The sequence below is a fragment of the Polaribacter sp. HA6-7 genome (genome assembly GCF_055693625.1).
This window is the reverse complement of the sequence record NZ_CM146338.1, coordinates 1,615,620-1,640,858: the sequence shown is the minus strand read 5'-3', so window position 1 is coordinate 1,640,858 and position 25,239 is coordinate 1,615,620. Positions and strand designations below refer to the sequence as shown.

Below are 25,239 nucleotides of genomic sequence, written 5' to 3'. Positions count from 1 at the left end.
ATATATTGTTTTTCGGTTACTAATAAATTTATAAATGTTTTCAAAAACTTGGCCTATCCTGTGTTTAAAAAATAATTTAGTGAAATATTTTTACTGATGAATTTTGATTCATCAAAATTTATAATAAATAAACATGATTTAATTTTTAGTTTATTCTATGAAATACAGAAGATTAAAAAAATATAAAATGTAGATTCCATTTCTTCAAATTCAACAGAATTAAATATTATGTTTATTGTGAATAAACTTACGTCTTTTAAGTAGAAAATGGACTTAAAAAACGATAAAAATAGTTAAATTTGCAGCTTATAAACCCGAAAAAAGGAATATGAAAATATCATACAATTGGTTAAAACAGTTTTTACAAACAGATTGGGATGCTGTTAAAACAGGCGAATTATTAACTGATTTAGGTCTAGAAGTAGAAGGAATAGAAACTAAAGAATCTATTAAAGGAAGCTTACAAGGTATTGTTGTTGGTGAAGTTTTAACATGTGTGCAACACCCAAATGCAGATAGATTAAAAGTAACTACAGTAGATTTAGGTAACGGAGAACCTGTACAAATTGTTTGTGGTGCACCAAATGTAGCTGCTGGTCAAAAAGTACCTGTTGCAACTATTGGTACTACTTTATATGATGATAAAGGAGAAGGGTTTAAAATAAAAAAAGGTAAAATTAGAGGAGAAGAAAGTCATGGAATGATTTGTGCCGAAGACGAACTAGGTTTAGGTTCTGGGCACGATGGTATTATGATTTTAGATGAAACTCTTACTACAGGAACACCAGCTGCAGAAGTTTTTAATATAGAAATAGATCAAATTTTTGAAATTGGTTTAACTCCAAATAGATCTGATGCGATGAGCCATTTTGGTGTTGCTAGAGATTTAAGAGCGGGTTTAATGCAGCAGGAAATTAATTTAGAATTAATTTCTCCTTCTGTAAGTGATTTTCATGTTGATGAAAGAACACTCCGTTTTGATGTTGAAGTAGAAAACAAAGAACAAGCTCCTAGATATTGCGGTATTACAATTACAGATGTAACTGTTAAAGATTCTCCGGAGTGGATTCAGAATAGATTAAAAGCAATCGGTTTAACGCCTAAAAACAATATTGTAGATATAACAAATTATGTTTTACATGAATTAGGACAGCCTTTACATGCTTTTGATGCTCAGAAAATAAAAGGAAATAAAGTTTTAGTTAAAACCTTAGAAGAAGGAACAAAGTTTACAACACTAGATGATGTAGAAAGAGAATTGTCATCAGAAGATATTATGATTTGTGATGCAGATTCAAATCCGCTTTGTATTGCAGGGGTATTTGGAGGAAGTAAATCGGTGTAACAGAAAATACAACTTCAATTTTCTTAGAAAGTGCATATTTTAATCCGGTTTCTGTTAGAAAAACAGCTAAAAGACATGCTTTAAATACAGATGCTTCTTTCCGTTTCGAAAGAGGAATCGATATTAATATGACAGAATATGCTTTAAAAAGAGCTGCTTTGTTAATTGAAGAATATGCTGGCGGAAAAATGGGATCTGATATTTCTGATTTCTATCCGGAAAAAGCAGAAGATTATCAAGTGTTTTTATCTTACGAAAATGCATACAGGTTAATTGGTCAAGAACTACCAAAAGAAACAATTAAAAATATTTTAGCTTCATTAGAAATTAAAATTAACAGTGAAACTGCAGGTGGTTTAGGATTAACAATTCCTTTTTACAGAACAGATGTTCAAAGAGAAGCAGATATTATAGAAGAAATTTTAAGAGTTTACGGTTATAACAATATCGAATTTTCTCATAAATTAAATACTTCTATTTCTTTTGATTCTAATAAAGATTCTAAGATAGAAAATGTTGTAGCAAATCAATTATCTGCTTTAGGTTTTAATGAAACTATGGCAAATTCTTTAACAAAACCGCATTATGTAACTTTATCAGAAAATATAAATGAAGAAGCTAATGTAGAAATGTTAAACCCATTAAGTAATGATTTAAAGGTGATGCGTCAGTCTTTATTATTTAGTGGTTTAGAGTCTGTTTCTTACAACATCAATAGAAAAAATAATGCTTTAAAGTTTTATGAGTTTGGTAAAACTTATCATAAATACAATGATAAATATCAAGAAGACAAACACCTAACATTATTTGTTACTGGTAACAGAACAAATGATACTTGGGTTCAGAACAATAAGCAATCAGATTTTTTCTACTTAAAAGGTATAATCACAAACATTCTTGGTAGGTTAGGGGTAGATAAACTAAAAACAACGCCTTCTAAATTAGATGTTTTTTCTGAAGGAATTACCCTAAGTTTAGGTAAAATGAAACTTGTAGAATTTGGAGTTGTTAAAAGATCTTTATTAAAAGAATTCGGAATTAAACAAGAGGTTTTATTTGCAGATTTTAATTGGGATACGATTTTAAAAATTACTGGAAATAAAAACATTAAAATTACAGATTTGGCTAAGTTTCCTGCTGTAAAAAGAGATTTAGCATTATTATTAGATACTAAAACCGAATTTAAAGAGCTTTATAATGCTGCTTTTCAATCAGAAAAAAGTTATTAAAAGAAGTTGATTTATTTGATGTTTACGAAGGTGAAAATCTACCAGAAGGTAAAAAATCTTATGCAGTTAGTTTTTTATTGCAAGATGAAACAAAAACGTTAGCCGATAAACAGATTGACAAAATAATGCAAAAACTTCAGCAAACTTTCAAAAAGAATTTTAATGCTGTTTTAAGATAATTTATAAAAGCTCCATGTTATTTGGGGCTTTTTTTATACCCTAATTTTATGTACAAATTAATTATACGACCTATTTTATTTTTATTTGATCCAGAAAAAGTTCATTACTTTACATTTTCTCTAATTCGATTTTTATGTAAAATCCCTTTGATAGCACCTTTATTTAGAAAAGTATATCAAATTAATGATAAAAAATTAGAACGTAATCTATTTGGATTAACTTTTAAAAATCCTGTAGGTTTAGCTGCTGGTTTCGATAAAAATGCAGTTTTATATAATGAGTTGGCAAATTTTGGTTTCGGTTTTATAGAAATAGGAACAGTTACACCAAAAGGACAAGTTGGTAACCCTAAAAAAAGACTTTTTAGATTAAAGGATGATAAAGGTATCATTAATAGAATGGGTTTTAATAATGATGGTGTCGAAGAGGCAATAAAAAATTTAAAAAAGAATAAACATAAAGTAATAATTGGTGGTAACATAGGTAAAAATACAACTACTTCTGCTGAAGATTATACCAAAGATTACTTAGAAGTTTTTGCAGAATTACATCCTTTTGTAGATTATTTTGTTTTAAATGTTAGTTGTCCAAATGTAGGAAGTCACGCTAAATTAAATGATAAAGATTATTTAGTTGAATTGATTACAGAATGTCAAAAAAAGAGCAACCAGTTTACCATTAAAAAACCAATTCTGCTTAAGATTGCTCCGGATTTAAATAATGTACAATTAGATGAAATAATAGAGTTAGTTGCAGAGACCAATATTGATGGTGTAATTGCCTCAAATACTTCGACTAAAAGAGATAATTTAAAAGCGAGTAAAGAAAGGTTAAATGAAATTGGCAACGGTGGGGTTAGTGGTCAACCTATAAAAAATCAAAGTACAGCAGTAATTAAATACTTAGCTGATAATTCTAATAAAAGTTTACCGATTATTGGAGTAGGAGGTATTCATTCTGCAGATGATGCTTTAGAAAAATTAAACGCAGGTGCAGATTTAGTGCAAGTTTATACAGGATTTATTTATGAAGGACCAAGTTTAATCAAAAAAATAAATAAAGCTATTTTAAATAATTAACTATTTTTATAATTAAATTATACAGATTTACTTATAAAATGATAGAAACCCTTTTTTCGTTTGCCATAGCAACCTCTATGCTAGCTTTATCTCCAGGACCTGATAATATTTTTGTGTTAACTCAAAGTATTGTTAATGGTAAAAAATACGGTTTAGCAACTGTTTTTGGTTTGATAAGTGGTTGTTTAATTCATACGACATTATTAGCTTTCGGAGTTTCCGCAATAATTAAAGAGTCGGAGAGTGTCTACTTAACAATTAAAATATTTGGAGCTATTTACTTATTATATTTAGCTTATAAAGTTTATAAATCTGACGATAATATTGAACTTTCACAAAATAATATTCCAAAAAAATCTACGCTACAATTATTTAAGCAAGGATTTATCATGAATGTTTTAAATCCTAAAGTAACCATTTTCTTTCTTGCCTTTTTTCCAGGGTTTTTATTCAGTGATCAATTAAGTACAGTTATTCAATTTTATGTTTTGGGTTTAATTTTTATGTTAGTTTCTTTAGTAATCTTTTCTCGGAATAGCAATTTTATCAGGAAAAATATCTGAAAAAATAAAACTCAATAATAAAATAGGTTTCTATCTAAAATGGATGCAAGTAATTGTTTTTACACTAATCGCTTTTTTAATTTTATATAAATAAAAAACTCGTAAAAAATTAATTTTACGAGCTTTTAAGGTTTTTAAATTTTATAATCTAGCTTTCTCTACGTTTTCTTCCGAATCCGCTAGAAGCTTTTCTATCTCCTCCACTTCTAGAACTTCTGTCCGGTCTATCAGAAGAACGTCTATCAGAACGACCTCTATTTCCAGAATCACTTCTTCTAGAAGATGATGAAGAACCTTCAGAATTTCTACGTCTACCAAAACCGCCATCTTTTTTACCAAAAGATTTTTTACGTCCGCCTCTTCTTCCGCCACCGAGAGCGTTCTTTTTTAGTAACTTCTACATTTACAGATCTACCTTCAAAATCAGGTTGATTGCTAGAGAAAGTTTCTAAAGTTTTGTCTTCGAAGTTTTTATCAATTTCAAAGAAAGAGAAAGTATCTAGAATATCTATAGCGCCAATTTCAATTTTATCACCGATATTTTGCTCGTTAATTAATCCAATTAATTTACCTGGGTTTAAATTGTCTTTTCTACCAATATTGATGAAAAAACGTGTCATGTTTTCATTAGTAGATCTTGCTCTAGAGTTATCTCTAGAAGACAAATCGTTTAAATCTTTAGCGTTTTCGTAGTATGCCAACATTGTATTGAATTCTAACGAAACGAATTTTTTAATTAACTCTTCTCTATCTAAAGATTCTAATTTTTCGTAAATACTTGGTAAAAACTCGTTAATTTGAGTTTCATTTACTTCTATATTTTGAACTTTATCGATTAAATGCATTAATTGATTCTGACAAATTTCTTTACCGAAGGCACTTTAGCTTCAACAAATTTCTTTTTTATTATTCTTTCTATTTGTCTTAGTTTTCCTTTTTCTTTACCATTAACTAAAACTATAGAAATACCCTTGTTACCAGCTCTACCAGTTCTACCACTTCTATGGTTGTAGTTTTCTACTTGGTCTGGTAATTTATGGTTAATAACGTGTGTTAATTCAGTAACGTCTAATCCTCTTGCTGCTACATCTGTTGCAACCAAAATTTGAATTGTTTTTTTCTGAATTTACCCATTACAGAATCTCTTTGTCCTTGAGATAAATCTCCGTGCAAAGAATCTGCATTATAACCGTCTTTAATTAAATTATCTGCTACTTCTTGAGTTTCTCTACGAGTTCTACAAAAAATAATAGCATATATATTTGGATTTAAATCTGCGATTCTTTTTAATGCTGGATAACGAGTTCTTTCAGTTACTGCATAATACTCATGACTTACATTATCAGAACCTTGGTTCTTTTCACCGAAGTAATTTCTACTGGCTTTGTCATGTAGTTTCTTGCAATAGCTTCTACTTCTCTAGGAAAAGTTGCAGAAAATAACAATGTTTGTTTCGTTTCTGGTGTAGCATCTAAAACGCTATCTAACTCATCTTTGAAACCCATGTTTAACATTTCGTCGGCTTCATCTAAAACTAACCACTCAACGTTTCCTAATTTTAATGCTCTTCTATTGATTAAATCTACTGTTCTACCAGGAGTACCAACAACTATCTGAGATCCTTTTTTTAAAGATCTAATTTGTTCTTCCATACTAGAACCACCGTATACTGTAGTTACTTTTACGTCTGGTAAATATTTACAAAAGTCTTTGATGTTGTTACCAATTTGTACTGCAAGTTCTCTTGTTGGAGATAAAATAATTGCTTGTACATTTTTACTATTAGAATCTAAAAGTTCTAAAATTGGTAAACTAAAAGCTGCAGTTTTACCTGTACCTGTTTGTGCAAATGCTTTTAAATCGTCTGTAGAAGAAATAATTTGTGGAATTGCTTTTTCTTGAATAACAGTTGGTTTTTCGTAACCTAAATCTGTTAATGCTTTGTTTATAGGTTCTTTTAAACCTAACTCTAAAAATGTTGACATTACTGTGTTTTTGTAGATTCACAGAACGCCCACCTGCAAATCAATTTATAAATTTCGACTTGATTTTCTATGAGTTACCTCAAAATTAAAATCGTGCAAAGGTACATCAAATTAACTTAATAGCAAGTCTTTAAGTGTTTAATTGTTTTTGCTTAGTTCTTTAAGCTGATTATTAATGTTATAAGACGATATTGCGGCATAACCATTAGTAACAATTCCGTTTTTATTTACAAGAATTGTTCTGTTCATTTTACTTGTAAGGAAATTTTCTTTTAAATCTCTTGAATTAATGTAGTATTGATTTTTAATATCAATATTTTTAATTCTATTGTTATTGTTACCATCAACCTCTATCACAGCAAAATTTAAATTTGGAAATTTTTTCTGTAAGTAAGGTATTCTAGAGCTTAAGAAAGATTTAGACATATATTCTTTGTTCCAAAATAATAGAACAGATTTTTTATTTTTTGTAAAATCTGTGATATCTATTGATTGATTGGTAAAATCAAAAATTGAAAAACCTTTAACTTTATCTCCTTTATGAATTACCTTATTATCTTCTAAAACATTTTTTACTAATCTTATATCATCTTTATTTGTAGAAAGCTTAAAAAATAATTCAAACGATTCATTATTAATATTACAACTAGATTTTCTGTAAAAATGATCTAAAACGGTTCTTTTAAGCAGAGCATTTTTAGAATCTTTTGAATTTATTTCTTTATCTATTGTATTAAGTAAATCTACTGTAAAAGCAGTTGTAAAACTATCTTGCTTTGGTTTATGACCTAAAGCATAGGTTTTATTATATAGATAATTAGTAATGTATCTTGCATAAGGTGTGTAATACATTAAATCATTGTTATTGTATTCTATATTTTTTCTGTAATTATAAAAAGAAGAGTTAATTTCGAAATCCTTTTTTCTTAAACTATAAACATGATTGGTAGGATATCTTTCTGCTCTAGAATAAATAGTATAAGTTAATGCTGTTTTAAGTATTTTAAAATAGCTATCAGTTTCATTAGGATGTTTTTCAATATATTCCTTATAGGTTTCTAATCTAACATCAATAATAGAATCAACTTTTTCTTGGTATTTGTTTGGTGATAACCTATTTAATTTATAAAAAAGTTTTCTTTCATTTTCGTCTTCAAGAAAAATATCAATTAAAATATTATTACGTTCTGCACCTTTACCTGCAAATACTAAAGATTCATCAAAATCCCAAGTATTTAAACGCAACATTAAACTGTCTTTTGGTTCTAAATAAATGTATTGGTTTTCGTTACCATGTTTAAAGTAATACAAACCTTCATCTAAATTATTAAATGTACCAAGAAACTTGTTTTTTTGTCTAAAGTAAGTGTGTCTATTAATTTATCGTTTGCATATAAAACAACAAATTTAGTTTTAGGGTTTATAATTTTACCACCAAAATAAGTATTGGTGTTATTGCCACTATTTGTACAACTTTGCATTGCTACTAATAGTAATAAAAGCGGTGCAATTAATATGTAATTTTTACTCATATATATAAAACGCAAATATAGTATACAAATGTAGAAATTAGAACAATGTAAGGTTGTTAATTCACTGTTAAAATAGTTTAAAAGAATATTTAGAAATCAATTTTTTACTTAGAAAAGTATTAGCGATTATGGGTAAAAAGAAAAATGGAATTTGTACTTTTGCACAAAATTCAAAAAAGCTTATTTATGTTATCAGTATCTAATTTATCTGTTCAATTTGGAAAACGTATTTTGTTCGACGAAGTTAATACAAAATTCGTTCAAGGAAATTGTTATGGAATTATTGGAGCAAACGGAGCCGGAAAATCTACATTTTTAAAAATAATTTACGGCGTGCAAGAACCAACTTCCGGTCAAGTGCACTTAGAAACAGGTAAACGTATGTCTGTTTTAACGCAAGATCATTATGCTTTTGATGAGTATCCGGTATTAGAAACCGTAGTAATGGGAAACAAAGATTTGTTTAAGATTAAAAAACAAATTGATGCTTTGTATGCAGATTATACTGATGAAAATGCAGAAAAAATTGGAGAACTTCAAATTGTTTTTGAAGAAATGGATGGTTGGAATGCAGATTCTAATGCTGCCGCAATGCTTTCTAACCTAGGTATAAAAGAAGATTTGCATTACACTTTAATGAAAGATTTAGATGGTAAGCAAAAAGTACGTGTGTTAATAGCACAAGCTTTATTTGGTAATCCTGATGTGTTAATAATGGATGAGCCAACCAACGATTTAGATTTCGAAACGATTGCTTGGTTAGAAAACTTCTTAGCTAATTTTGAAAATACAGTAATTGTTGTATCGCACGATAGACACTTTTTAGATGCTGTTTGTACACATATTTCTGATATAGATTTTGGAAAAATAAATCATTACTCCGGTAACTATACTTTTTGGTATGAATCTAGCCAATTAGCGGCAAAACAAAGAGCACAACAAAACAAAAAAGCTGAAGATAAGAAGAAAGAATTAGAAGAATTTATCCGTCGTTTTTCTGCAAACGTTGCAAAATCTAAACAAGCAACTTCTCGTAAAAAAATGATTGATAAATTAAATGTTGAAGATATTAAACCATCTAGTAGACGTTACCCAGCAATTATTTTTGATAGAGATAGAGAAGCTGGTGATCAAATTTTAAATGTAGAAGGTTTATCTAAAGAATTTGAAGGAGAAAAATTATTTAATGATGTTCATATCAATCTAAATAAAGGAGATAAAGTAGCTGTAATTTCTAAAAACTCTAGAGCAGTAACAGCTTTTTATCAAATTATAAATGGAAATGAAGATGCAGATGCTGGTAAATTTTCTTGGGGAGTTACAACTACGCAATCATATTTACCACTAGACAACTCTAGCTTTTTTCAAGATGGAAATTTAAATTTGGTAGATTGGTTACGACAGTATGCCCAAACAGAAGAAGAAAGAGAAGAAGTGTTTTTACGTGGTTTCTTAGGGAAAATGATATTTTCTGGTGAAGAAGCTTTAAAGAAAAGTAATGTGCTTTCCGGAGGTGAAAAAGTACGTTGTATGTTGTCTAGAATGATGATGAAAAGAGGAAACGTGTTAGTTTTAGATGAACCTACCAACCACTTAGACTTAGAATCTATTCAATCTTTAAATAACGCTTTAATTAATTTTAAAGGGACTGTTTTATTTACAACGCATGATCACGAGTTTGCACAAACAGTTGCAAATAGAATTATAGAGTTAACGCCAAAAGGTGTTATTGATAGATATACGACTTTCGAAGAATATTTATCAGATTCTAAAATTAAAGAATTAAGAGATAAGATGTATTCTTAAGAATAGCTTATTAGCAAAATAAAAAAAGGAAACCAATTTAATTTGGTTTCCTTTTTTTATGTGAATTTTTGAAGTTAGTTTTTTAACGGACTAATAATTTTTACATCAGAAAATGAAATTGCACCTCTAACAACACCATCAATAGTTTTCTTTAAAGCTTCTATTAATTGCATTTTTAATTGCGATTTATGATAAATTAAACTTACTTCTCTCGCTGGTGGCGGATTTGTAAATTCTCTTAAATGGCTTTTATCTGTTGCGTTTAAATCTAAAGTATGTAAATAAGGTAACAATGTCATGCCCAAACCTTCTTTAGATAGTTTAATTAATGTATCAAAACTACCACTTTCTAATTGAAAACCTTTTTTATTATCTTGTTTATGAGTTCTACATAAATTAATAACACTGTCTTTAAAACAATGACCATCTTCTAATAACAAAATATCTTCCATTTCTAACTCATCTGCGGTAATTTGTTTAGAATCAAATAACCTGTGGTTTCTTGGCACTAAACCAACAAATGGTTCGTAATATAAAGGTCTTTCTTTTATTGCTTCATTTTCTAAGGGTGTTGCTGCAATTGCGGCATCTATATGTCCGTCAGTTAACTTTCTAACAATATCTTCTGTTGTTAATTCTTCGATAATTAATTTTACTTTCGGATATTTGTTAGTGAAATTTTGCAAGAACATTGGTAACAACGTTGGCATAATTGTAGGTATAATTCCTATTTTAAATTCACCACCAATATATCCTTTTTGTTGATGTACAATGTCTAAAATTCGGTTGCTTTCATCAACAATAACTTTAGCTTGTTCTACAATTTTTCTACCAACCTCTGTTAGTTCAATTGGTTTTTTAGATCTATTAAAAACTTTTACGCCTAATTCATCTTCTAATTTTTGTATTTGCATACTTAAAGTAGGTTGTGTAACAAAGCTATGTTCTGCTGCTACCGTAAAATTTTGGTATTCTGAAACAGATAAAACGTATTTTAATTGAGTAATAGTCATTTATATAAGAAATTTTGATAAAGATATTAAAACTATCAATAATTATTATCTAATAAGGGGTTTAATTTTGATTAAATTTGATGTACACTTAAAAGAGAACAAAATGAGCAAATCAATATTAGGATTAGATAAAAAAGACAGTGCAAATTTAGTTGATAATTTAAACGGATTATTAGCAAATTTTCAAATATATTACCAAAATTTAAGAGGTTTACATTGGAATATCAAAGGAAAAAATTTCTTTGAATTACATGTAAAGTTCGAAGAGTTTTATACAGATTCGCAAGTTAAAATAGATGACATTGCAGAAAGAATTTTAACATTACAAGGTAAACCATTACACACATTTACAGATTATTTAGAAGTTTCTTCTGTTGCTGTTGGTAAAGATATTTCTAATGATGTAGAAGGAGTAGAGCTTGTTGTAAATTCATTATCAGAATTATTAAAAATTGAAAGAGAAATATTAGATTTATCAGATAGAGCAGATGATGAAGGTACAAACTCTATGATGAGTGATTTTATCGCAGAACAAGAAAAAACAATTTGGATGTTAAATTCTTGGTTAGGAAAATAATCAATAATAACATAAAATATAAAAGGGAGCAATTTGCTCCCTTTTTTTATCTCAATAAATAAGAAAAACCAATCTCGTAACCCGCGAATGTGTAGCCGCTATTTGGTTGTTGTGTATCTAAGTTAGAAACATGACCAATATTGCCACCAAAGTATATAAACGCCTTTTTAAATGGTTTATAAGAAAGCCCCACAGAGGCATTTTCTATAAACGTAAAACCTTTTGCCAAACGTTCTGTTCTTTTATTTATGGTAGCCAAACCTAAACCAAGAGTTACTTGGGCATTTAATTTCTCAAATATTTTTTGTTCTATAAGTAAACCAAACTCTAAACCATACAAATTTATTGACTTTAAAGCTGTAAATTCAGCTCTTTTAGCTTCATAATTATCTTCATCTCGGTGTTACAAATTGTTCATTTATAAGTTGATGTTTGATCGTTTGTTTTTGCGGTTGAACAATTAAATCAAAATCTAAAGATTTCCATTTTCCTAAATCATAAAAAAACTGAAACTTATAAACATCAGAAGTATAAGTATAGTCTTTATCAGCAGATAAAAAACTATCTTCATCTACATTATTGTACAAAAAACCAATTTTTTTAAAATTTAAAATCCCTTTTTTTGTTTGTTGTGCAGTACACATCAATGTAGAAAAAATAAAGACTAAGAGTACTTTTTTCATTACGTTTTCTTAGCTAAACATTTTAGCAACTTTTTCTGCTTTTCTGTTTTCAGAATAATCATAAAAACCTTCACCAGATTTTACACCCAATTTACCAGCCATTACCATGTTTACTAAAAGTGGACAAGGAGCATATTTTGGGTTTTTAAATCCGTCGTATAAAACATTAAGAATAGACAAACAAACATCTAAACCAATAAAATCTGCTAATTGTAAAGGCCCCATTGGGTGTGCCATACCTAATTTCATTACAGTATCAATTTCTGCAACACCAGCAACACCGTTATATAGAGTTTCAATAGACTCGTTAATCATAGGCATTAAAATTCTGTTTGCTACAAAACCAGGATAATCGTTAACCTCTACCGGAGTTTTCTTAATTTCTTTAGATAAATTCACAATCGTTTCCATCACAGCATCAGAAGTATTATAACCTCTAATAATTTCTACCAACTTCATAATCGGTACAGGATTCATAAAGTGCATACCAATAACCTTTTCTCGGTCTATTAGTAACAGCAGCAATTTGAGTAATAGAAATAGACGATGTATTGGTAGCTAAAATTGTTTTTTCACTACAAACTTCATCTAATTGTTTAAAAATTTTAGATTTTAACGCTACATTTTCTGTAGCAGCCTCAACAACTAAATCAACATCTTTAACTCCGTTTTCAATTGAAATAAAAGGAGTTATGTTATTTAAGGTAACAGTTTTATCTGCTTCAGAAATTTTTTCTTTAGCAACCATTCTATCAAGATTTTTAGTAATAGTTGCAATACCTTTATTTAAAGCAGTTTCAGAAATATCTATTAAGTGTACATTATAGTTAAATTGCGCAAAAGTATGGGCAATTCCGTTACCCATTGTACCAGCACCAATTACAGCGATATTTTTCATCAATATTTAATTTAAAATTTATTTTTGGGCGTTTAAACAGGCTTTCGCTACTCGCTTTTTTAAAATTTATTTTACAATAATTTTAAAAAGAGCTCAAACAAACCGCTCTATCCTTAACGCACTTGTTTGTTAAGTTTTAGAAACAATCTATAATCATTTGTGCAACTCTTAAAGCTTCTGCACCTTGTCTTAAAGAAACAACAGGTTTAGTGTTGTTATGAATAGCATCTGCAAAAGATTCTAATTCATCTAAAATAGCATTGTTATTTTCTACTTCGGATTGTCGAAATAAATTTGCTTTTTTACACCTTCTGCATTTTGCAAAATCATTGCAAACTCATCCGGTTTGTTTGGCACGTCTTTCATTCTAACAATTTCAGATTTTTTCTCAAGAAAATCAACAGAAATGTAAGCGTCTTTCTGAAAAAATCGTGTTTTACGCATATTTTTCATTGAAATTCTACTTGCCGTTAAATTGGCAACACAGCCATTTTCAAACTCTATTCTTGCATTTGCAATATCTGGTGTTTCAGAGATTACAGAAATTCCGCTAGCGTTTACATTTTTTACTTTAGAATCTATCACAGAAAGAATAATATCGATATCGTGAATCATTAAATCTAAAACAACCGGTACATCTGTACCTCTTGGGTTAAATTCTGCTAATCGATGTGCTTCGATAAACATTGGTGTATCAATTTTATCTTTTACTGCAGTAAAAGCTGGGTTAAAACGTTCTACATGCCCAACTTGACCTTTAACATGAAACTGACTCGCTAAAGTTTTAATAGCTTCTGCTTCTACAACGGTTTTAGTAATAGGTTTTTCAATAAAAATATGTCTACCGTTTTCAATGGCAAGTTTAGCACACTCAAAATGCGATAAAGTTGGTGTAACAATATCTACAACGTCTACAGCTTTTATTAAGTCTTCTATCGAATCGAATAATTTATACCCAAATTCTTTTGCAACTTTTTCTGCATTTTCTTTAAATGGGTCAAAAAAACCAACAAGTTCATATTTATCCGATTGTTGTAGTAAACGTAAATGAATTTTACCAAGATGTCCTGCACCTAAAACGCCAGCTTTTAGCATATATGTATTATTTTTTTGAATTAATAGCTGTTGTTGCAGCATTTAAATTAAAAACAATAGTGAATAATGTTGTTTTTAAATGCTTTAAAATTTCTATTTTTTTAATAGAAAAAATCAACGAAAACAAAGATACAATTTTATAATATTGTATTTAGAATTATTACTATTTTTAGACTTTAGAAATTATTACATTTGAAAGACACATCCAAACATCAAGGACTTAGAAATCAATTAGCTGCTGTTTTAGAAGCAAAAGGTATTACCGATAAAAATGTTTTAAATGCGGTTAGAAAAATACCAAGACATTTGTTTATAGATTCTAGTTTCGAAGCTCATGCTTACCAAGACAAAGCTTTTCCTATTGCAGCAGAACAAACAATTTCTATGCCTTATACAGTTGCTTTTCAATCTGAAACTTTAGAAATTAAACCCGGAGAAAAAGTTTTAGAAATTGGTACAGGTTCACGGTTACCAAACGGCTGTATTATTAGAATTAAAAGCAGAAGTCTATTCTATAGAAAGACAAAAAGAGTTGTTTAAAAAAACATCTTTGTTTTTACCTAAAATAGGTTACAAACCCAAGAGATTTATTTTTGGTGATGGTTACAAAGGTTTAAAAGAAAAAGCACCTTTTGATAAAATTATAGTAACAGCAGGTGCACCTTATGTGCCAAAAGCTTTATTAGCACAAGTTAAAGTAGGAGGGAAGTTGTTGATTCCGGTAGGAGACAAAACTCAAATTATGACATTATTTATAAGAAAATCTGCAAAAGAATTTGAAAAACATGAACTTGGTGATTTTGCATTTGTACCCATGTTAGAAGAAAAAAACTAATAAAAAAGCCGATTAAAATTTAATTTTAATCGGCTTTTTTATTTCTATTTAGCTCTTTCCCAATAGGCAGTTTTACCAAAGAGTGAAACACCAATATATCCTCTAAGTTTTAGCTTATTAGCATTCACTAATTTAATATAGCATTTGTACGTTTTACCATTTCTTGGATCTATAATTTGTCCTCCGGACCATTCGTCATCATCTTTTTCTAATCCGAGATAAAATATCTAAACCTAAAATGGGTTTGTCTTTATATTCACCTTCACAATCAACACAAAGTGCATTTTTTCTAGCCGGATTTAATATTTCTACAACTTTTGCATATGCTTTGCCATTTTTTTCATAAACTTCTAATACAGAATCTACTGTACCTGCTTCATTTTTAGAATTCCATTTTCCAAAAATTGTTTGCGAATTGATAGAAAGTACTAATGACAAAAATAAAAATGTAAAAAATGTTTTTTTCATGTTAAAAAAGTATTGAATTCATATTAAAATGGATTTAAAAATATAAAATATTTTAGAATATTGTTGTTAAAGTTTTATAAACTCGCATCAAAATTTTCATTCCATTTGTTTTGAACACGTAAAACTTGTTCTATTACATCTCTAACACAACCTTCACCACCTTTTTTATAAGAAATATATTTAGCTACTTGTTGTATTTCTTGAACAGCGTCATTTGGGCATGCAGGCATTCCTACCAATTCCATTACAGGAAAATCTGGTACATCATCACCCATATATAATACGTTTTCGGCTTTCAAATCGTATTTTTTTACAAGTTCTTTATATTGTTCTATTTTGTTATGAGCACCAAGGTAAATATCTTCGATACCTAAAGCTGCTAATCTTTTTCTTACGCCTTCATTTGTTCCGCCGTAAATTATACAAACTCTATAACCTTTATTTAAAGCATTTTTCATAGCATAACCATCTTTCACATTCATATGTCTTACCAATTCGCCATCTGGCATAATTGTTAACATTCCGTTGGTTAAAACTCCATCAACATCAAAAATAAAAGTATTAATTTTTGGTAATAATTGTTTATAACTCAATTCCATAATTATATTGTAATCTTTATTTTTTATTCAGTTTTATTCGATTTCTGAATAGATTTGGTTAGTATTTTATAAATAGTTTGCTGTTCTTTAGAAAGTAAATCTAAATGATTTTTAATAGTTTCAGTATCGTTTCTTACTGCCGGACCTGTTTGCGCACTAGCAGGTTTTAACTGTTTAATTTTAGATGCTGTTTCATCTATTAAAGGTTGTAAAATTTCAAATGGAACATTATTTGTGTCGCAAATATCTGCGCCAATTTTGTATAAATGGTTTGTAAAGTTATTTACAAAAACGGCCGCAACATGTAATGTTTTTCTTTGTTCTGTAGTAATATTATAAATTTTGTTACCAATGCTTTTTGCAAGTTTTTCTAGTAGAATGTAATCTTTTTCAGTTTCGGCTTCTAAACAAAATGGTACTTTTGAAAAGTCTATTTCTTTGTCTCTAGAAAAAGTTTGCAACATATAAAAAACGCCTTTGCGAGTTTTGTTCTGTAAATTATCCATAGAAAAACTACCGAAGTATGCACAACAAAACTATTTTCTATTTTAGAAGAAACTTCTTCTATCGCATTATCTGAAACGGCAATAATTGTAATATCTGCTTTAGGGATGTTACTTAAATTTCTAGAATTAATTTTAATAACATCAATAGTTTTAGCTTTTAAAAAAGCTTTGTCTAAATGATGTGCTACGTTTCCGTTTCCGATAATTACTGTTGATATCATTATAGCGAAGATATTATAATTTTATATAATTTTAGAATTGCTTTTACTAAATTAGCTGATGTAAATTTATCGAAATGAAAGAAAACAATAAACCAGGAATAAATACCATTTGTGTACATACTGGAGAAGTTAAAGATGAACAATTTAAAGGTGCAGTTTCACCAATGTATATGTCTACTTCTTATGCTTTTGACGGTGTAGATGTAAAACGATATCCTAGATATTTTAATACACCTAATCAAGAAATGCTGTGTAAAAAAATTGCAGCTTTAGAAAAAACAGAAGATGGTTTAATATTTGGTTCCGGTATGGCGGCAATTTCTGCTGCTATGTTTGCTTTTCTAAAATCTGGAGATCATGTAATTATTCAGCAAGTTATTTATGGCGGAACCTATAATTTTATTGTTTCTGAATTTGATAAATACGGAATTGAATATTCTTTTACAGAATCTGATACTATAGAAGATTTTGAATCGCTAATTAAAGACAATACGAAAGTTTTATATATAGAAACACCTTCTAATCCGTTATTAGGAATTACAGATTTAGCGGCAATTTCTAATTTAGCTAAGTCAAAAGATATTTTAACAATGATAGATAATACTTTTGCTTCTCCTATCAATCAAAATCCTGTTGATTTTGGCATAGACATTATGTTACATTCTGCTACAAAATATATGGGTGGTCATTCAGATATTTCTGCAGGTGCCATTGCTGCTAGTAAAGAACATATTGAACATATATGGAATACCGCAATCAATTATGGTGGTAACTTAAGCGATCAAACAGTTTGGTTATTAGAAAGAAGTTTAAAAACGTTAAATCTTCGTGTAAAAGAACAAACTAAAAATGCCGAAGTAATGGCATTATATTTAGAAGCCAATTCAGATATCGATTGTGTATATTATCCTGGTTTAAAAAGTCATCCGCAGCATGAATTAGCAAAAAAACAAATGAAAGGTTTTGGCGCTATGTTGTCTTTTGAGTTGACAAACGGAATTGATGCAATGGATTTTCAAAATAATTTAAAACTTATTAAACCTTCTATGAGTTTGGCAGGTTTAGAAAGTACAACAGTTAGTCCTGTGCAAACTACACATGCTTTATTAAGTGAAAAAGAACGTTTAGAAAGAGGTATTAAAGATGGATTAATTCGTTTTTCTGTTGGTATCGAAGAACCAAAAGATTTAATTGAAGACATTGAACAAGCAATACAAAAAGCTAAGAAATAAGAGCTTTTTATAAAATTGAAAGAATGAAATTAGACATATTAGCTTTTGGGGCACATCCGGATGATGTAGAGTTAGGTTGTGGTGCAACAATAGCAAAAGAAGTTTCGCTAGGTAAAAAAGTAGGAATTGTAGATTTAACTCAAGGTGAATTAGGCACGCGAGGTTCTGCAGCATTAAGAATGATTGAAGCAAACAAAGCTGCCGAGATAATGGGTGTTTCTGTAAGAGAAAATTTAAAGTTTTCTGATGGATTTTTTACTAATGATAAAAAACATCAACTAGAAATTATAAAAATGATTCGTAAATACAAGCCAGATGTTGTTTTATGTAATGCTATTGATGATAGGCATATCGATCATGGTAAAGGAAGTAAATTAGTTTCTGATGCTTGTTTTTTAAGCGGATTAATAAAAATTGAAACTACTGTTGATGGAGAAATTCAAGAAAAATGGCGTCCAAAGCAAGTGTATCATTATATTCAATGGAAAAATATTGAACCAGATTTTGTAATTGATATTACTGGTTTTATAGAAAAGAAAACCGAAGCAGTTTTAGCTTATGGATCTCAATTCTTTAATCCGAACAGTAAAGAGCCGAAACGCCAATTACTAGTAAAAATTTTATAGATAGTATAAATTATAGAGCAAGAGATTTAGGAAGATTGATAGGAGTAGATCACGCAGAAGGTTTTACCTCAGAACGTTACGTTGCTGTTAAAAATTTAGATAAATTAATTTAGTTTTTTGTTGTTTTAAATTAAAAAATATTTTTATATTTGCACCCGCAATTATATGGTGGTTGTAGCTCAGTTGGTTAGAGTATCGGTTTGTGGTACCGAGTGTCGCGGGTTCGAGTCCCGTCTTCCACCCAAAAATAGAAAGCTTCTTAGAAATAAGAAGCTTTTTTTGTGCTTCAAAAATTATATAAAATTTAAAAAATTAGGTTTTTACCTGTTGAATTTGTAAATTTAGTTGCCCAACCTAAAACTGAAATTATGACTTTACAACAAAAAATGGTTAAGAAAATTAATGATTTTGGAGGAATAGATCCAATTGTTAGTTTTTTAGAGAAGTTTAAATTGTCTGTTAAAGATGAAGATCGAATTTATTTTAACAATATTATAGATTATTTTTCTTTATTATTTGAACAAGAAGTACCAGTAGAGCAACATGCCGTAACCTACAAAGAGGCTACTTTAAAATCTATAGAAGTTTTAAGTTATTATAATGATTTAAAAAAATCTGAAACTCTATTTTTTTTAATAAAATTAATTCAATTTAAATTAGAAGCGGTATCAAATATTAAAGGATTAGCTTCCTAAGTTTTTAGTATCTTTTTTTAATTCTGATACTAATTTAGAATTGTCTTGATCAATTCTTCTCAAGATATTCTTTGCGTTAGTTTTAGAAATTAATTCTTCAATATTTGATAATCTTTGATTCATTTCACTAGTAATTTTATCAAAGCGCTCCTTTACTATGTTTGAAATATATGTATCTATGGGGGTAGATACTATATTTTGGGGGACATAGTTATTTGTATATTTTCCTTTACCTGTTAATAACCATATTGGGTCTACACTTGTAATGTTATCTATAATGGCAAAAAGGATAGTTTCGTTTGGTTTTTTATTATAATTTAATACTGCACTTACCAATTGTTGCGATACACCAATTAATTCTGCAAATTTTCTTTGATTTAAACCTACATCATTATAAATTTCGATTATTCGGTCTGCCCTTTCCTTATCTTTTACCTTCATTACAAATTATTTATATGTAAATGTAGTAAAAAAATACTACAAATGAAGATTTTTAAGAAGATTTATTACTTCATTTTTTTTCTAACAGAAACAGGAATATTAGAATTATCAGCTAAAATTAAATAACCACCATCAGATTTTATAAACTCTTTTATGTAAGAGGTGTTAATCAAATGACTTTGATGAACTCTAAAAAAACCAATATCTTTTAATAAATCTGCATAAAATTTTAAGGTTTTTGATACTAAAACTTTCCGGTTATCAATTAAATAAAACGTAGTATAATTATTGTCTGACTTACAACGAATAATATCTTTAATATTTACAACAATAATTTTTTCTGATGTATGTAAAGAGATCTGTTCTAAATTAGTATTGGGTTCGTTTATAGCTTGCTTTAATACTTGTAATTGCTCTTTTTTAGGTTGAATTTGCTGTTTAGCTTTTTTAATAGAATTAGCTAAATCTTCATTAGAATAAGGCTTAAGTATATAATCTATAGCAGCAAATTTAAAAGCTTTAATAGCGTAAGCATCACTTGCGGTTACAAATATGATTTTTGATTGTAAATCAGGAAAGATTTCTAAAATATCAAAACCTGTTCCGTCGCCCAACATAATATCTAAAAAGAGAATATCTGGTCTTGTTTTACGTAGAAGTTTTGCTGCTTGTACAACAGATTTTGCAGTACCAATAATTTCTATTTCTTTGTGATACATAGAAATATCTGATTCTAACATTTCTAAAGCTAAAGAATTATCTTCTACTAATATGGTAGTAAGTCTATTCATTTTAAGATTTCGATAACTTAAAAACTGTAATTTCTGGTCTTACATTAAATCGAACTTGATACAAATTACCTAAAGCTCTATTGATATATAATGTTCGTCCGTCGAATAAATCTATTTCACCAGCGTTGTATCTTTTATTTTCTACGGGTAAAATTGGCGGATTTAAAAAAGGAGGTTTCACTTGTCCGCCATGAGTATGACCCGAAAGAATCCAACCTTTATAATTATTCCAAACATCTAAATCACATACATCAGGATTATGACAAAGCATAACATTTGCTTTTTTTGCATCATATTTAGAAGTAATTTTTGTGGGATCAAAATTTAATCCCCAATAATCATCAATTCCCATAATATTCAATCCATCAAATTCTTTTTCATCATTGATTAAAATTGTAATTCCAGCTTCTTCTAATACATTAGTAATAGCATCTGCAACATGTTGTTCTACCCAATCGCCACCATAATCATGATTTCCTAAAACACCGGCAGTTCCTAACTTTCCTTTAACTGTAGATTTCATAACAGTTTGTAATTGTTCTAATTGCTCTTCATTTTCATAAGAAACAAAATCGCCAGTGTACACTACAAAATCGGGTTCTAATAATTTAGCTTTTTCGAAAGATTCGATTACGTAATTATAATTAAACCTATTACCAACATGAATATCGCTAATTTGCATTAGCGTTTTACCTTCTAAATGATCTGGTAAATTTTTTATAGGCATATTTACATGAACAAATTCTAACCAAAAAGGCTCTACTTGCCAAGTATATAAACCACCAATTAAACTAGCGCCAGCGGCACCTAAAAGTGAATTTTTTATAAATTTTCTTCTTTCCATTTTAATTTAATAATCTGTTTTTAGAGGAATTTTAAATGAAATTTTTGTTCCGATACAATTTGATTCTTTAAAAATTTCTTTAGCAGTAAAAACATTGTATTTCGATAGGTTTTCTATTCTTTCTTTTGTTACTTTAAAAGCCACAGAAGTATGTTTTTTTTCTGAATTATTAGTTGTGTCATGGTAAATTCCGATTCCATTATCTATTATCGAACAATGTAAAAAGGCTTGTTTTACATCAAAAGTAATAAGAATATTTCCTTTTATGTTGATTTTAGAAATTCCGTGTTTGATTGCGTTTTCTACAAAGGGTTGCATTAACATAGGTGGAATCAAAATTTCTTCGGCATCAATTCCGTTTAAATTTTCTTCAATAAAAAAATCAAAATTCTTAGAACTCATTTGTTGTTCTAATTTTAAATAATTTTTTAAAGTTGTAATTTCTTCTTTTAAACTAATTTCTTCTAATCTAGAGTTGTTTAAAACACTTCTTAAAAGTACAGAAAAACTAGATATTGTTTCGTTTAACTCTTGTTTTTTTTCTGAATTACCTAATGCTTTAATTCCGTTTAAAACGTTAAAAATAAAGTGAGGATTCATTTGTAACTGTAAAGCTTTTTGTTCTAAAGTTTGCAAATGATTTTTTATCTCTAAGTCTTTAATTTTCTTTTGATTGCGTTTATTTACTTTTTTTAGATGCATTTCTAAAAAGAATATTGCAATTAAAAGAAAGGCAATCGCACAAATAATGTAAAACCATACTTCTTGATAAATTGGTTTTTTAATTATAAAACTAAAGCTTTTAAAACTACTATTTTTATTATTTTTAAATCTTGCTTCTGCAACAAATTGATAACTACCAGGTTTTAAATTGGCAAAATTTATTTGGTTTATTGCTTGCCAAGGAGAAAATTTATCCCCCAATTTATAGCGATATTCTATTGTTTTATCAGAAGAAAACACATTGCTATTTAAAGCTATAGAAATATTATTACTAAATGAATTTAAGTGTAATTTTTTTTGGTAATTATTTAAGTTAATGGTATCTAGACTCTTATAATTAATTAAGACTTTATCAATATATAAATTCGGTTTTAAAAGCGATTCTTTATTTTTCTGAATGTAAAAACTATTTTCTGTTGCTAAAAATAAATTACCTTCAAAATCTTCAAAAATAGCTATTATAACATTCGAATTGATATTACTATTGTATTTATTAATTCTTTTTTCAAAAATGAAGTTTTCAGCATTCAAAACATCAATACCAGTTTGTTTAGAAAACAAATACAATTTATCAGCAACAACTTCGTAATTAAATTCTTCATCAGAAGTATACTTTTCTATTAATTGATTCTTCGGTTTTAACTGAAAAATAGTTTGCTTATTTTTTAAAACAAATAATTTATTTTGATACATTTTAAAAGTACTAAAATTTCCTTTTGAAAGTAGTGTAATTGTTTCGGATTAAATAAATCTGATAAAATCCAAAGTCCGCTATTAGAAGCAACTATAAAATTATTATCATAAAAAATGATATCGTTTATTATAGAAAAATCTAGATTATAGGTGGTTTTTAATGGTTGCAGATAATTCCTATTAAAATAAAATATACCATGGTTAGAGGCAACATAATATATGTTTTTGTGTTTAAAAATTTTGTTGACACCTTTAGCTTCAAAAGAAAAAATATTACTTTTTGTAATTAAAGAAAGGTTATTACTGTTTCCTATAAAAACTGAATCATTATTAATAAATAGGGCAGTACTTAAACTTGATTTAATTGCGCTATTTTTAAAACGATTAGAAATAAATTTTCCATTGTAATTTAGTAAACCTTTGTTAGTTCTTAACCAAATTGTTTGATTGTTGTCTTGAGTAATTTCAAAAATTGAAGAATTATCGAAATTCTTAAAAGCTGTAATTTCCTCGAAAACGGAGTCTTGTGAAAAAACACTAAATGGTAAACATACTATTAGAATTAATAGTACTTTTTTTAAGTATAATTTTCTAAAAATAATTAAATTAACAATGCTTTTTTTCATTAGAACAAACTTACTAATTTAAACGCCATTACACCATTTTAAATTTTGGGTAATGACGTTTATTACAACTACTTTCTCTAATTCACTTTATTTTAAAGCATACAAACGCTTGTTGCTAGTATCCGGTTTTACATGTTCTAATTCGCCATATGGTTTTACAAGTGGCTTTAAAACACACAAACCTGTTGTTCTACCTCTAATTACTAATTTACTTGCTTTTACAGACCAATTCCATCTAAATTTATCTATCGATACATTGTGTTTTTCGATATCATACATTAAGTCTTCTTGTGTTTCAATCCAATCTTTTAATTCATCTACAGACTTAAATTTAGGCATTTCATTGTCTGTATTATAATAATCAAATTCCCACTTAATTGGTATAGAAAACTGTGTAGTATAAGGCTCTCCAACATATCTTTCTTCTTCATTATTTAATGCATCATACCAATCAATATCTTTTTCTTCCGGATATTTTCTTGCAATTTCTTTAGAAAGATCCATTTTACCAGGTGAATATGAAGTAGGATAAAATACATAATATGGTTGTGCTAAATAATGATTGGAAAATCGACCACCAAAAATTGTGTGATAAGGTGATGCTACAACTTTTGGATTGTTTTTTGTGTAAAAAGCATCTTTTAGTGTTTTTAAAAGTTCTTTATTTTCTACTAAACCAGAAGCATGAAATATAATTTTTGAATTGGTATTTACTACATTTTCTAGTTTAGGTAAACTACCCTGGGTAATTGTCTTTCTTAAAGTTTCTGAAGTAATTTTATCACCTCTAACCACAGTTTCTAAATTCATACCTTTAAAAGGATTGCTTTTATTTACAATATGAATTTCGCTGTAAGGTTGATTGCTTCCGTTTTCGTTAAGCCACAAAATAATTTCCTCTAAAGAATATTTACCATCGATAACCTTTAAACCTTCTTCTGTGAAATATTTTCTAGCATCTTTATAAAAAGTTTCATTTCCTTTATCAAAACCAGCAATAAAAACGATCGGTTTTTTGTAAGTGATATCAATGTTTTCTTCTATAATTTCTTTAGAAGTTTCTACAATTGCTAAATTTTCTGATGCTTTTTTCTGATGATGTATCGCAACTAATAAAACTGCTAGATGCTATTATTAAAGACGATACAACGAATGTTTTTCTTAAAATGTTTCTCATGATTTCTACTTTTTTAGTGTTATTACACTGTAAAAGTAGTTTAGAAGAAAGCTTAAATTTTAACTGTTTTAGAATTCGTGAGATATCAATTAGAATTCGTGAATTAAAATGTAAAAATCAATAAAAACCTGTTAATGATTGTAGATTTCTAGTGTTGTTAAACCTTCTTGATTAGGGTTTTTAGCAAAAGATTTTAAATAAGAATTCATATAATTTATAATTCTTTCTTCTGGATAAAATAATACTTTATTATCGTATTGAGCCCATTCATTCATATTTAAATAGGCTTTACCGTTTTTGTAACGATAAAAATCTTGAATGTGTTCTGGTAAATTATCTTCTAATTCTTCACTAAGAATAATATTGTAATAATTTAAATCTGCAGTAAAAAAATGAAATGATAACAAATTATCGTAAAAACCAGTCAAATTATTTGCCAATGGTAATAACATTGTAAAAACTAAAATAACCGCTTTTTGTTTGTTAAATAATTTGATAAAGAAATCTGAAAAATTTATTGTTTTTAAAGACCAAAATATGATAAAAACTGATAACATATTTTGGATATTCCAAGGTACAACATTGTAACCGTAGCCTAAGTAAAATAACAAAAATGTTATTGTTGCATGCATTAATAAAATAAATAACACGGCAAATTTTCTGGTTTTATTAAACAATAATAAAACTCCCATAGATGCTTCTAGCCAAGGTACAGCGTATGTAAAGTATTCTAATAATATATGTGGTAAAAAGCTAAAATGCTTTTCTAAGGCACTT

22 protein-coding genes, 1 tRNA gene and 7 pseudogenes are annotated in these 25,239 nt (G+C 28.2%); 10 read left to right on the top strand and 20 right to left on the bottom strand.

Annotated elements, in window-relative coordinates; all coding sequences use genetic code 11:
- Positions 1-328 precede the first annotated feature (328 nt).
- The 3 genes and pseudogenes from pheT (at position 329) to ACZ1HD_RS09075 (ending at position 4,490) form a co-directional block, all read left to right on the top strand.
- A pseudogene (pheT, locus tag ACZ1HD_RS09085) lies at positions 329-2,753 on the top strand (phenylalanine--tRNA ligase subunit beta).
- 48 nt (positions 2,754-2,801) lie between these two features.
- On the top strand, positions 2,802-3,833 hold the full coding sequence (locus ACZ1HD_RS09080; RefSeq protein WP_472687255.1) for a quinone-dependent dihydroorotate dehydrogenase: 1,032 nt from the start codon (positions 2,802-2,804) through the stop codon (positions 3,831-3,833).
- Between the two features lie 38 nt (positions 3,834-3,871).
- Positions 3,872-4,490 (top strand): annotated as a pseudogene (locus tag ACZ1HD_RS09075) (LysE family translocator).
- Between the two features lie 54 nt (positions 4,491-4,544).
- Here ACZ1HD_RS09075 and ACZ1HD_RS09070 read toward each other — a convergent pair.
- The 3 genes and pseudogenes from ACZ1HD_RS09070 to ACZ1HD_RS09060 all read right to left on the bottom strand — a co-directional run bounded on the left by ACZ1HD_RS09070 (position 4,545) and on the right by ACZ1HD_RS09060 (position 7,913).
- Positions 4,545-6,381: pseudogene (locus ACZ1HD_RS09070) on the bottom strand (DEAD/DEAH box helicase).
- Positions 6,382-6,519: 138 nt separating this feature from the next.
- Positions 6,520-7,692: a hypothetical protein gene (locus ACZ1HD_RS09065; protein ID WP_472687254.1), complete on the bottom strand. Its 1,173-nt coding sequence runs from the start codon at positions 7,690-7,692 to the stop codon at positions 6,520-6,522.
- Positions 7,693-7,700: 8 nt separating this feature from the next.
- Positions 7,701-7,913 (bottom strand): hypothetical protein, encoded by a 213-nt coding sequence (locus ACZ1HD_RS09060; protein WP_472687253.1) that lies wholly within the window; start codon positions 7,911-7,913, stop codon positions 7,701-7,703.
- Between the two features lie 186 nt (positions 7,914-8,099).
- Between ACZ1HD_RS09060 and ACZ1HD_RS09055 the strand changes: the two genes are divergently transcribed.
- On the top strand, positions 8,100-9,719 hold the full coding sequence (locus ACZ1HD_RS09055; RefSeq protein ID WP_472687252.1) for an ABC-F family ATP-binding cassette domain-containing protein: 1,620 nt from the start codon (positions 8,100-8,102) through the stop codon (positions 9,717-9,719).
- Between the two features lie 74 nt (positions 9,720-9,793).
- Here ACZ1HD_RS09055 and ACZ1HD_RS09050 read toward each other — a convergent pair whose 3' ends face one another.
- On the bottom strand, positions 9,794-10,732 hold the full coding sequence (locus ACZ1HD_RS09050; RefSeq protein ID WP_079736688.1) for a hydrogen peroxide-inducible genes activator: 939 nt from the start codon (positions 10,730-10,732) through the stop codon (positions 9,794-9,796).
- A 103-nt stretch (positions 10,733-10,835) separates the two neighbouring features.
- Here ACZ1HD_RS09050 and ACZ1HD_RS09045 point away from each other — a divergent pair, with 103 nt between their 5' ends.
- Entirely contained in the window at positions 10,836-11,309 is a 474-nt protein-coding gene (locus ACZ1HD_RS09045) for a Dps family protein (RefSeq protein WP_472687251.1), read from the top strand.
- Positions 11,310-11,355: 46 nt separating this feature from the next.
- Here ACZ1HD_RS09045 and ACZ1HD_RS09040 read toward each other — a convergent pair whose 3' ends face one another.
- The 4 genes and pseudogenes from ACZ1HD_RS09040 to ACZ1HD_RS09025 all read right to left on the bottom strand — a co-directional run bounded on the left by ACZ1HD_RS09040 (position 11,356) and on the right by ACZ1HD_RS09025 (position 13,985).
- Complete coding sequence (locus ACZ1HD_RS09040) at positions 11,356-11,649, bottom strand: acyloxyacyl hydrolase (RefSeq protein WP_472687250.1); 294 nt, start codon at positions 11,647-11,649, stop codon at positions 11,356-11,358.
- Between the two features lie 52 nt (positions 11,650-11,701).
- Positions 11,702-11,992 (bottom strand): hypothetical protein, encoded by a 291-nt coding sequence (locus tag ACZ1HD_RS09035; protein WP_472687249.1) that lies wholly within the window; start codon positions 11,990-11,992, stop codon positions 11,702-11,704.
- A 9-nt stretch (positions 11,993-12,001) separates the two neighbouring features.
- Positions 12,002-12,890: pseudogene (locus ACZ1HD_RS09030) on the bottom strand (3-hydroxybutyryl-CoA dehydrogenase).
- Positions 12,891-13,026: 136 nt separating this feature from the next.
- Positions 13,027-13,985: pseudogene (locus tag ACZ1HD_RS09025) on the bottom strand (Gfo/Idh/MocA family protein).
- Between the two features lie 192 nt (positions 13,986-14,177).
- Between ACZ1HD_RS09025 and ACZ1HD_RS09020 the strand changes: the two are divergent.
- Positions 14,178-14,820, top strand: a pseudogene (locus tag ACZ1HD_RS09020) (protein-L-isoaspartate(D-aspartate) O-methyltransferase).
- Between the two features lie 44 nt (positions 14,821-14,864).
- Here ACZ1HD_RS09020 and ACZ1HD_RS09015 read toward each other — a convergent pair.
- The 5 genes from ACZ1HD_RS09015 to ACZ1HD_RS08995 form a co-directional block, all read right to left on the bottom strand.
- Positions 14,865-14,993 (bottom strand): DUF2147 domain-containing protein, encoded by a 129-nt coding sequence (locus ACZ1HD_RS09015; RefSeq protein ID WP_472689318.1) that lies wholly within the window; start codon positions 14,991-14,993, stop codon positions 14,865-14,867.
- 25 nt (positions 14,994-15,018) lie between these two features.
- Positions 15,019-15,288, bottom strand: a complete 270-nt coding sequence (locus ACZ1HD_RS09010; RefSeq protein WP_472687248.1) for a DUF2147 domain-containing protein — start codon at positions 15,286-15,288, stop codon at positions 15,019-15,021.
- Positions 15,289-15,362: 74 nt separating this feature from the next.
- On the bottom strand, positions 15,363-15,887 hold the full coding sequence (locus ACZ1HD_RS09005; protein WP_472687247.1) for a KdsC family phosphatase: 525 nt from the start codon (positions 15,885-15,887) through the stop codon (positions 15,363-15,365).
- Positions 15,888-15,910: 23 nt separating this feature from the next.
- On the bottom strand, positions 15,911-16,351 hold the full coding sequence (locus ACZ1HD_RS09000; protein ID WP_472687246.1) for a Rossmann-like and DUF2520 domain-containing protein: 441 nt from the start codon (positions 16,349-16,351) through the stop codon (positions 15,911-15,913).
- On the bottom strand, positions 16,318-16,614 hold the full coding sequence (locus ACZ1HD_RS08995; RefSeq protein ID WP_472687245.1) for a hypothetical protein: 297 nt from the start codon (positions 16,612-16,614) through the stop codon (positions 16,318-16,320). The genes ACZ1HD_RS09000 and ACZ1HD_RS08995 overlap by 34 nt, the downstream gene beginning before the upstream one ends.
- 74 nt (positions 16,615-16,688) lie before the next feature.
- On the opposite strand from ACZ1HD_RS08995, the gene ACZ1HD_RS08990 reads away from it, so the two are divergent.
- From ACZ1HD_RS08990 to ACZ1HD_RS08975, 4 genes and pseudogenes are all read left to right on the top strand, one after another.
- Positions 16,689-17,846 (top strand): trans-sulfuration enzyme family protein, encoded by a 1,158-nt coding sequence (locus ACZ1HD_RS08990; RefSeq protein ID WP_472687244.1) that lies wholly within the window; start codon positions 16,689-16,691, stop codon positions 17,844-17,846.
- A gap of 23 nt (positions 17,847-17,869) precedes the next feature.
- Positions 17,870-18,585 (top strand): annotated as a pseudogene (gene bshB1 / locus ACZ1HD_RS08985) (bacillithiol biosynthesis deacetylase BshB1).
- 54 nt (positions 18,586-18,639) lie between these two features.
- Positions 18,640-18,715, top strand: a tRNA-His gene (locus ACZ1HD_RS08980).
- 125 nt (positions 18,716-18,840) lie between these two features.
- Positions 18,841-19,167, top strand: a complete 327-nt coding sequence (locus ACZ1HD_RS08975) for a hypothetical protein (protein WP_472687243.1) — start codon at positions 18,841-18,843, stop codon at positions 19,165-19,167.
- Here the strand turns inward: ACZ1HD_RS08975 and ACZ1HD_RS08970 are convergent.
- The 7 genes from ACZ1HD_RS08970 to ACZ1HD_RS08940 all read right to left on the bottom strand — a co-directional run bounded on the left by ACZ1HD_RS08970 (position 19,156) and on the right by ACZ1HD_RS08940 (position 25,154).
- Positions 19,156-19,608 (bottom strand): helix-turn-helix domain-containing protein, encoded by a 453-nt coding sequence (locus ACZ1HD_RS08970; RefSeq protein WP_472687242.1) that lies wholly within the window; start codon positions 19,606-19,608, stop codon positions 19,156-19,158. The genes ACZ1HD_RS08975 and ACZ1HD_RS08970 overlap by 12 nt on opposite strands.
- A 65-nt stretch (positions 19,609-19,673) precedes the next feature.
- Positions 19,674-20,399, bottom strand: a complete 726-nt coding sequence (locus tag ACZ1HD_RS08965; RefSeq protein ID WP_472687241.1) for a LytR/AlgR family response regulator transcription factor — start codon at positions 20,397-20,399, stop codon at positions 19,674-19,676.
- A gap of 1 nt (position 20,400) precedes the next feature.
- Positions 20,401-21,243, bottom strand: a complete 843-nt coding sequence (locus ACZ1HD_RS08960; protein ID WP_472687240.1) for a metallophosphoesterase — start codon at positions 21,241-21,243, stop codon at positions 20,401-20,403.
- A 6-nt stretch (positions 21,244-21,249) separates the two neighbouring features.
- Complete coding sequence (locus ACZ1HD_RS08955; protein ID WP_472689252.1) at positions 21,250-22,659, bottom strand: sensor histidine kinase; 1,410 nt, start codon at positions 22,657-22,659, stop codon at positions 21,250-21,252.
- Entirely contained in the window at positions 22,632-23,285 is a 654-nt protein-coding gene (locus ACZ1HD_RS08950; protein ID WP_472689251.1) for a hypothetical protein, read from the bottom strand. Before ACZ1HD_RS08950 ends, ACZ1HD_RS08955 begins: the two co-directional genes overlap by 28 nt.
- A gap of 87 nt (positions 23,286-23,372) precedes the next feature.
- The gene (locus ACZ1HD_RS08945) at positions 23,373-24,173 is read right to left on the bottom strand and encodes a hypothetical protein (protein WP_472689250.1); all 801 of its coding nucleotides are present in this window, start codon (positions 24,171-24,173) and stop codon (positions 23,373-23,375) included.
- 420 nt (positions 24,174-24,593) lie between these two features.
- Positions 24,594-25,154, bottom strand: a complete 561-nt coding sequence (locus ACZ1HD_RS08940; RefSeq protein ID WP_472689249.1) for a hypothetical protein — start codon at positions 25,152-25,154, stop codon at positions 24,594-24,596.
- Between the last annotated feature and the right edge of the window lie 85 nt (positions 25,155-25,239).

Coding starts and splice junctions, on each gene's coding strand:
- ACZ1HD_RS08970 (WP_472687242.1), bottom strand. CDS start 19,608: ATGAAGGTAAAAGATAAGGAAAGGGCAGACCGAATAATCGAAATTTAT.
- ACZ1HD_RS09055 (WP_472687252.1), top strand. CDS start 8,100: ATGTTATCAGTATCTAATTTATCTGTTCAATTTGGAAAACGTATTTTG.
- ACZ1HD_RS08955 (WP_472689252.1), bottom strand. CDS start 22,659: ATGTATCAAAATAAATTATTTGTTTTAAAAAATAAGCAAACTATTTTT.
- ACZ1HD_RS08940 (WP_472689249.1), bottom strand. CDS start 25,154: ATGGGAGTTTTATTATTGTTTAATAAAACCAGAAAATTTGCCGTGTTA.
- ACZ1HD_RS08950 (WP_472689251.1), bottom strand. CDS start 23,285: ATGAAAAAAAGCATTGTTAATTTAATTATTTTTAGAAAATTATACTTA.
- ACZ1HD_RS09010 (WP_472687248.1), bottom strand. CDS start 15,288: ATGAAAAAAACATTTTTTACATTTTTATTTTTGTCATTAGTACTTTCT.
- ACZ1HD_RS09005 (WP_472687247.1), bottom strand. CDS start 15,887: ATGGAATTGAGTTATAAACAATTATTACCAAAAATTAATACTTTTATT.
- ACZ1HD_RS09050 (WP_079736688.1), bottom strand. CDS start 10,732: ATGACTATTACTCAATTAAAATACGTTTTATCTGTTTCAGAATACCAA.
- ACZ1HD_RS08995 (WP_472687245.1), bottom strand. CDS start 16,614: ATGATATCAACAGTAATTATCGGAAACGGAAACGTAGCACATCATTTA.
- ACZ1HD_RS09060 (WP_472687253.1), bottom strand. CDS start 7,913: ATGAGTAAAAATTACATATTAATTGCACCGCTTTTATTACTATTAGTA.
- ACZ1HD_RS08960 (WP_472687240.1), bottom strand. CDS start 21,243: ATGGAAAGAAGAAAATTTATAAAAAATTCACTTTTAGGTGCCGCTGGC.
- ACZ1HD_RS09000 (WP_472687246.1), bottom strand. CDS start 16,351: ATGTTGCAAACTTTTTCTAGAGACAAAGAAATAGACTTTTCAAAAGTA.
- ACZ1HD_RS09045 (WP_472687251.1), top strand. CDS start 10,836: ATGAGCAAATCAATATTAGGATTAGATAAAAAAGACAGTGCAAATTTA.
- ACZ1HD_RS09080 (WP_472687255.1), top strand. CDS start 2,802: ATGTACAAATTAATTATACGACCTATTTTATTTTTATTTGATCCAGAA.
- ACZ1HD_RS08975 (WP_472687243.1), top strand. CDS start 18,841: ATGACTTTACAACAAAAAATGGTTAAGAAAATTAATGATTTTGGAGGA.
- ACZ1HD_RS09035 (WP_472687249.1), bottom strand. CDS start 11,992: ATGAAAAAAGTACTCTTAGTCTTTATTTTTTCTACATTGATGTGTACT.
- ACZ1HD_RS08990 (WP_472687244.1), top strand. CDS start 16,689: ATGAAAGAAAACAATAAACCAGGAATAAATACCATTTGTGTACATACT.
- ACZ1HD_RS08965 (WP_472687241.1), bottom strand. CDS start 20,399: ATGAATAGACTTACTACCATATTAGTAGAAGATAATTCTTTAGCTTTA.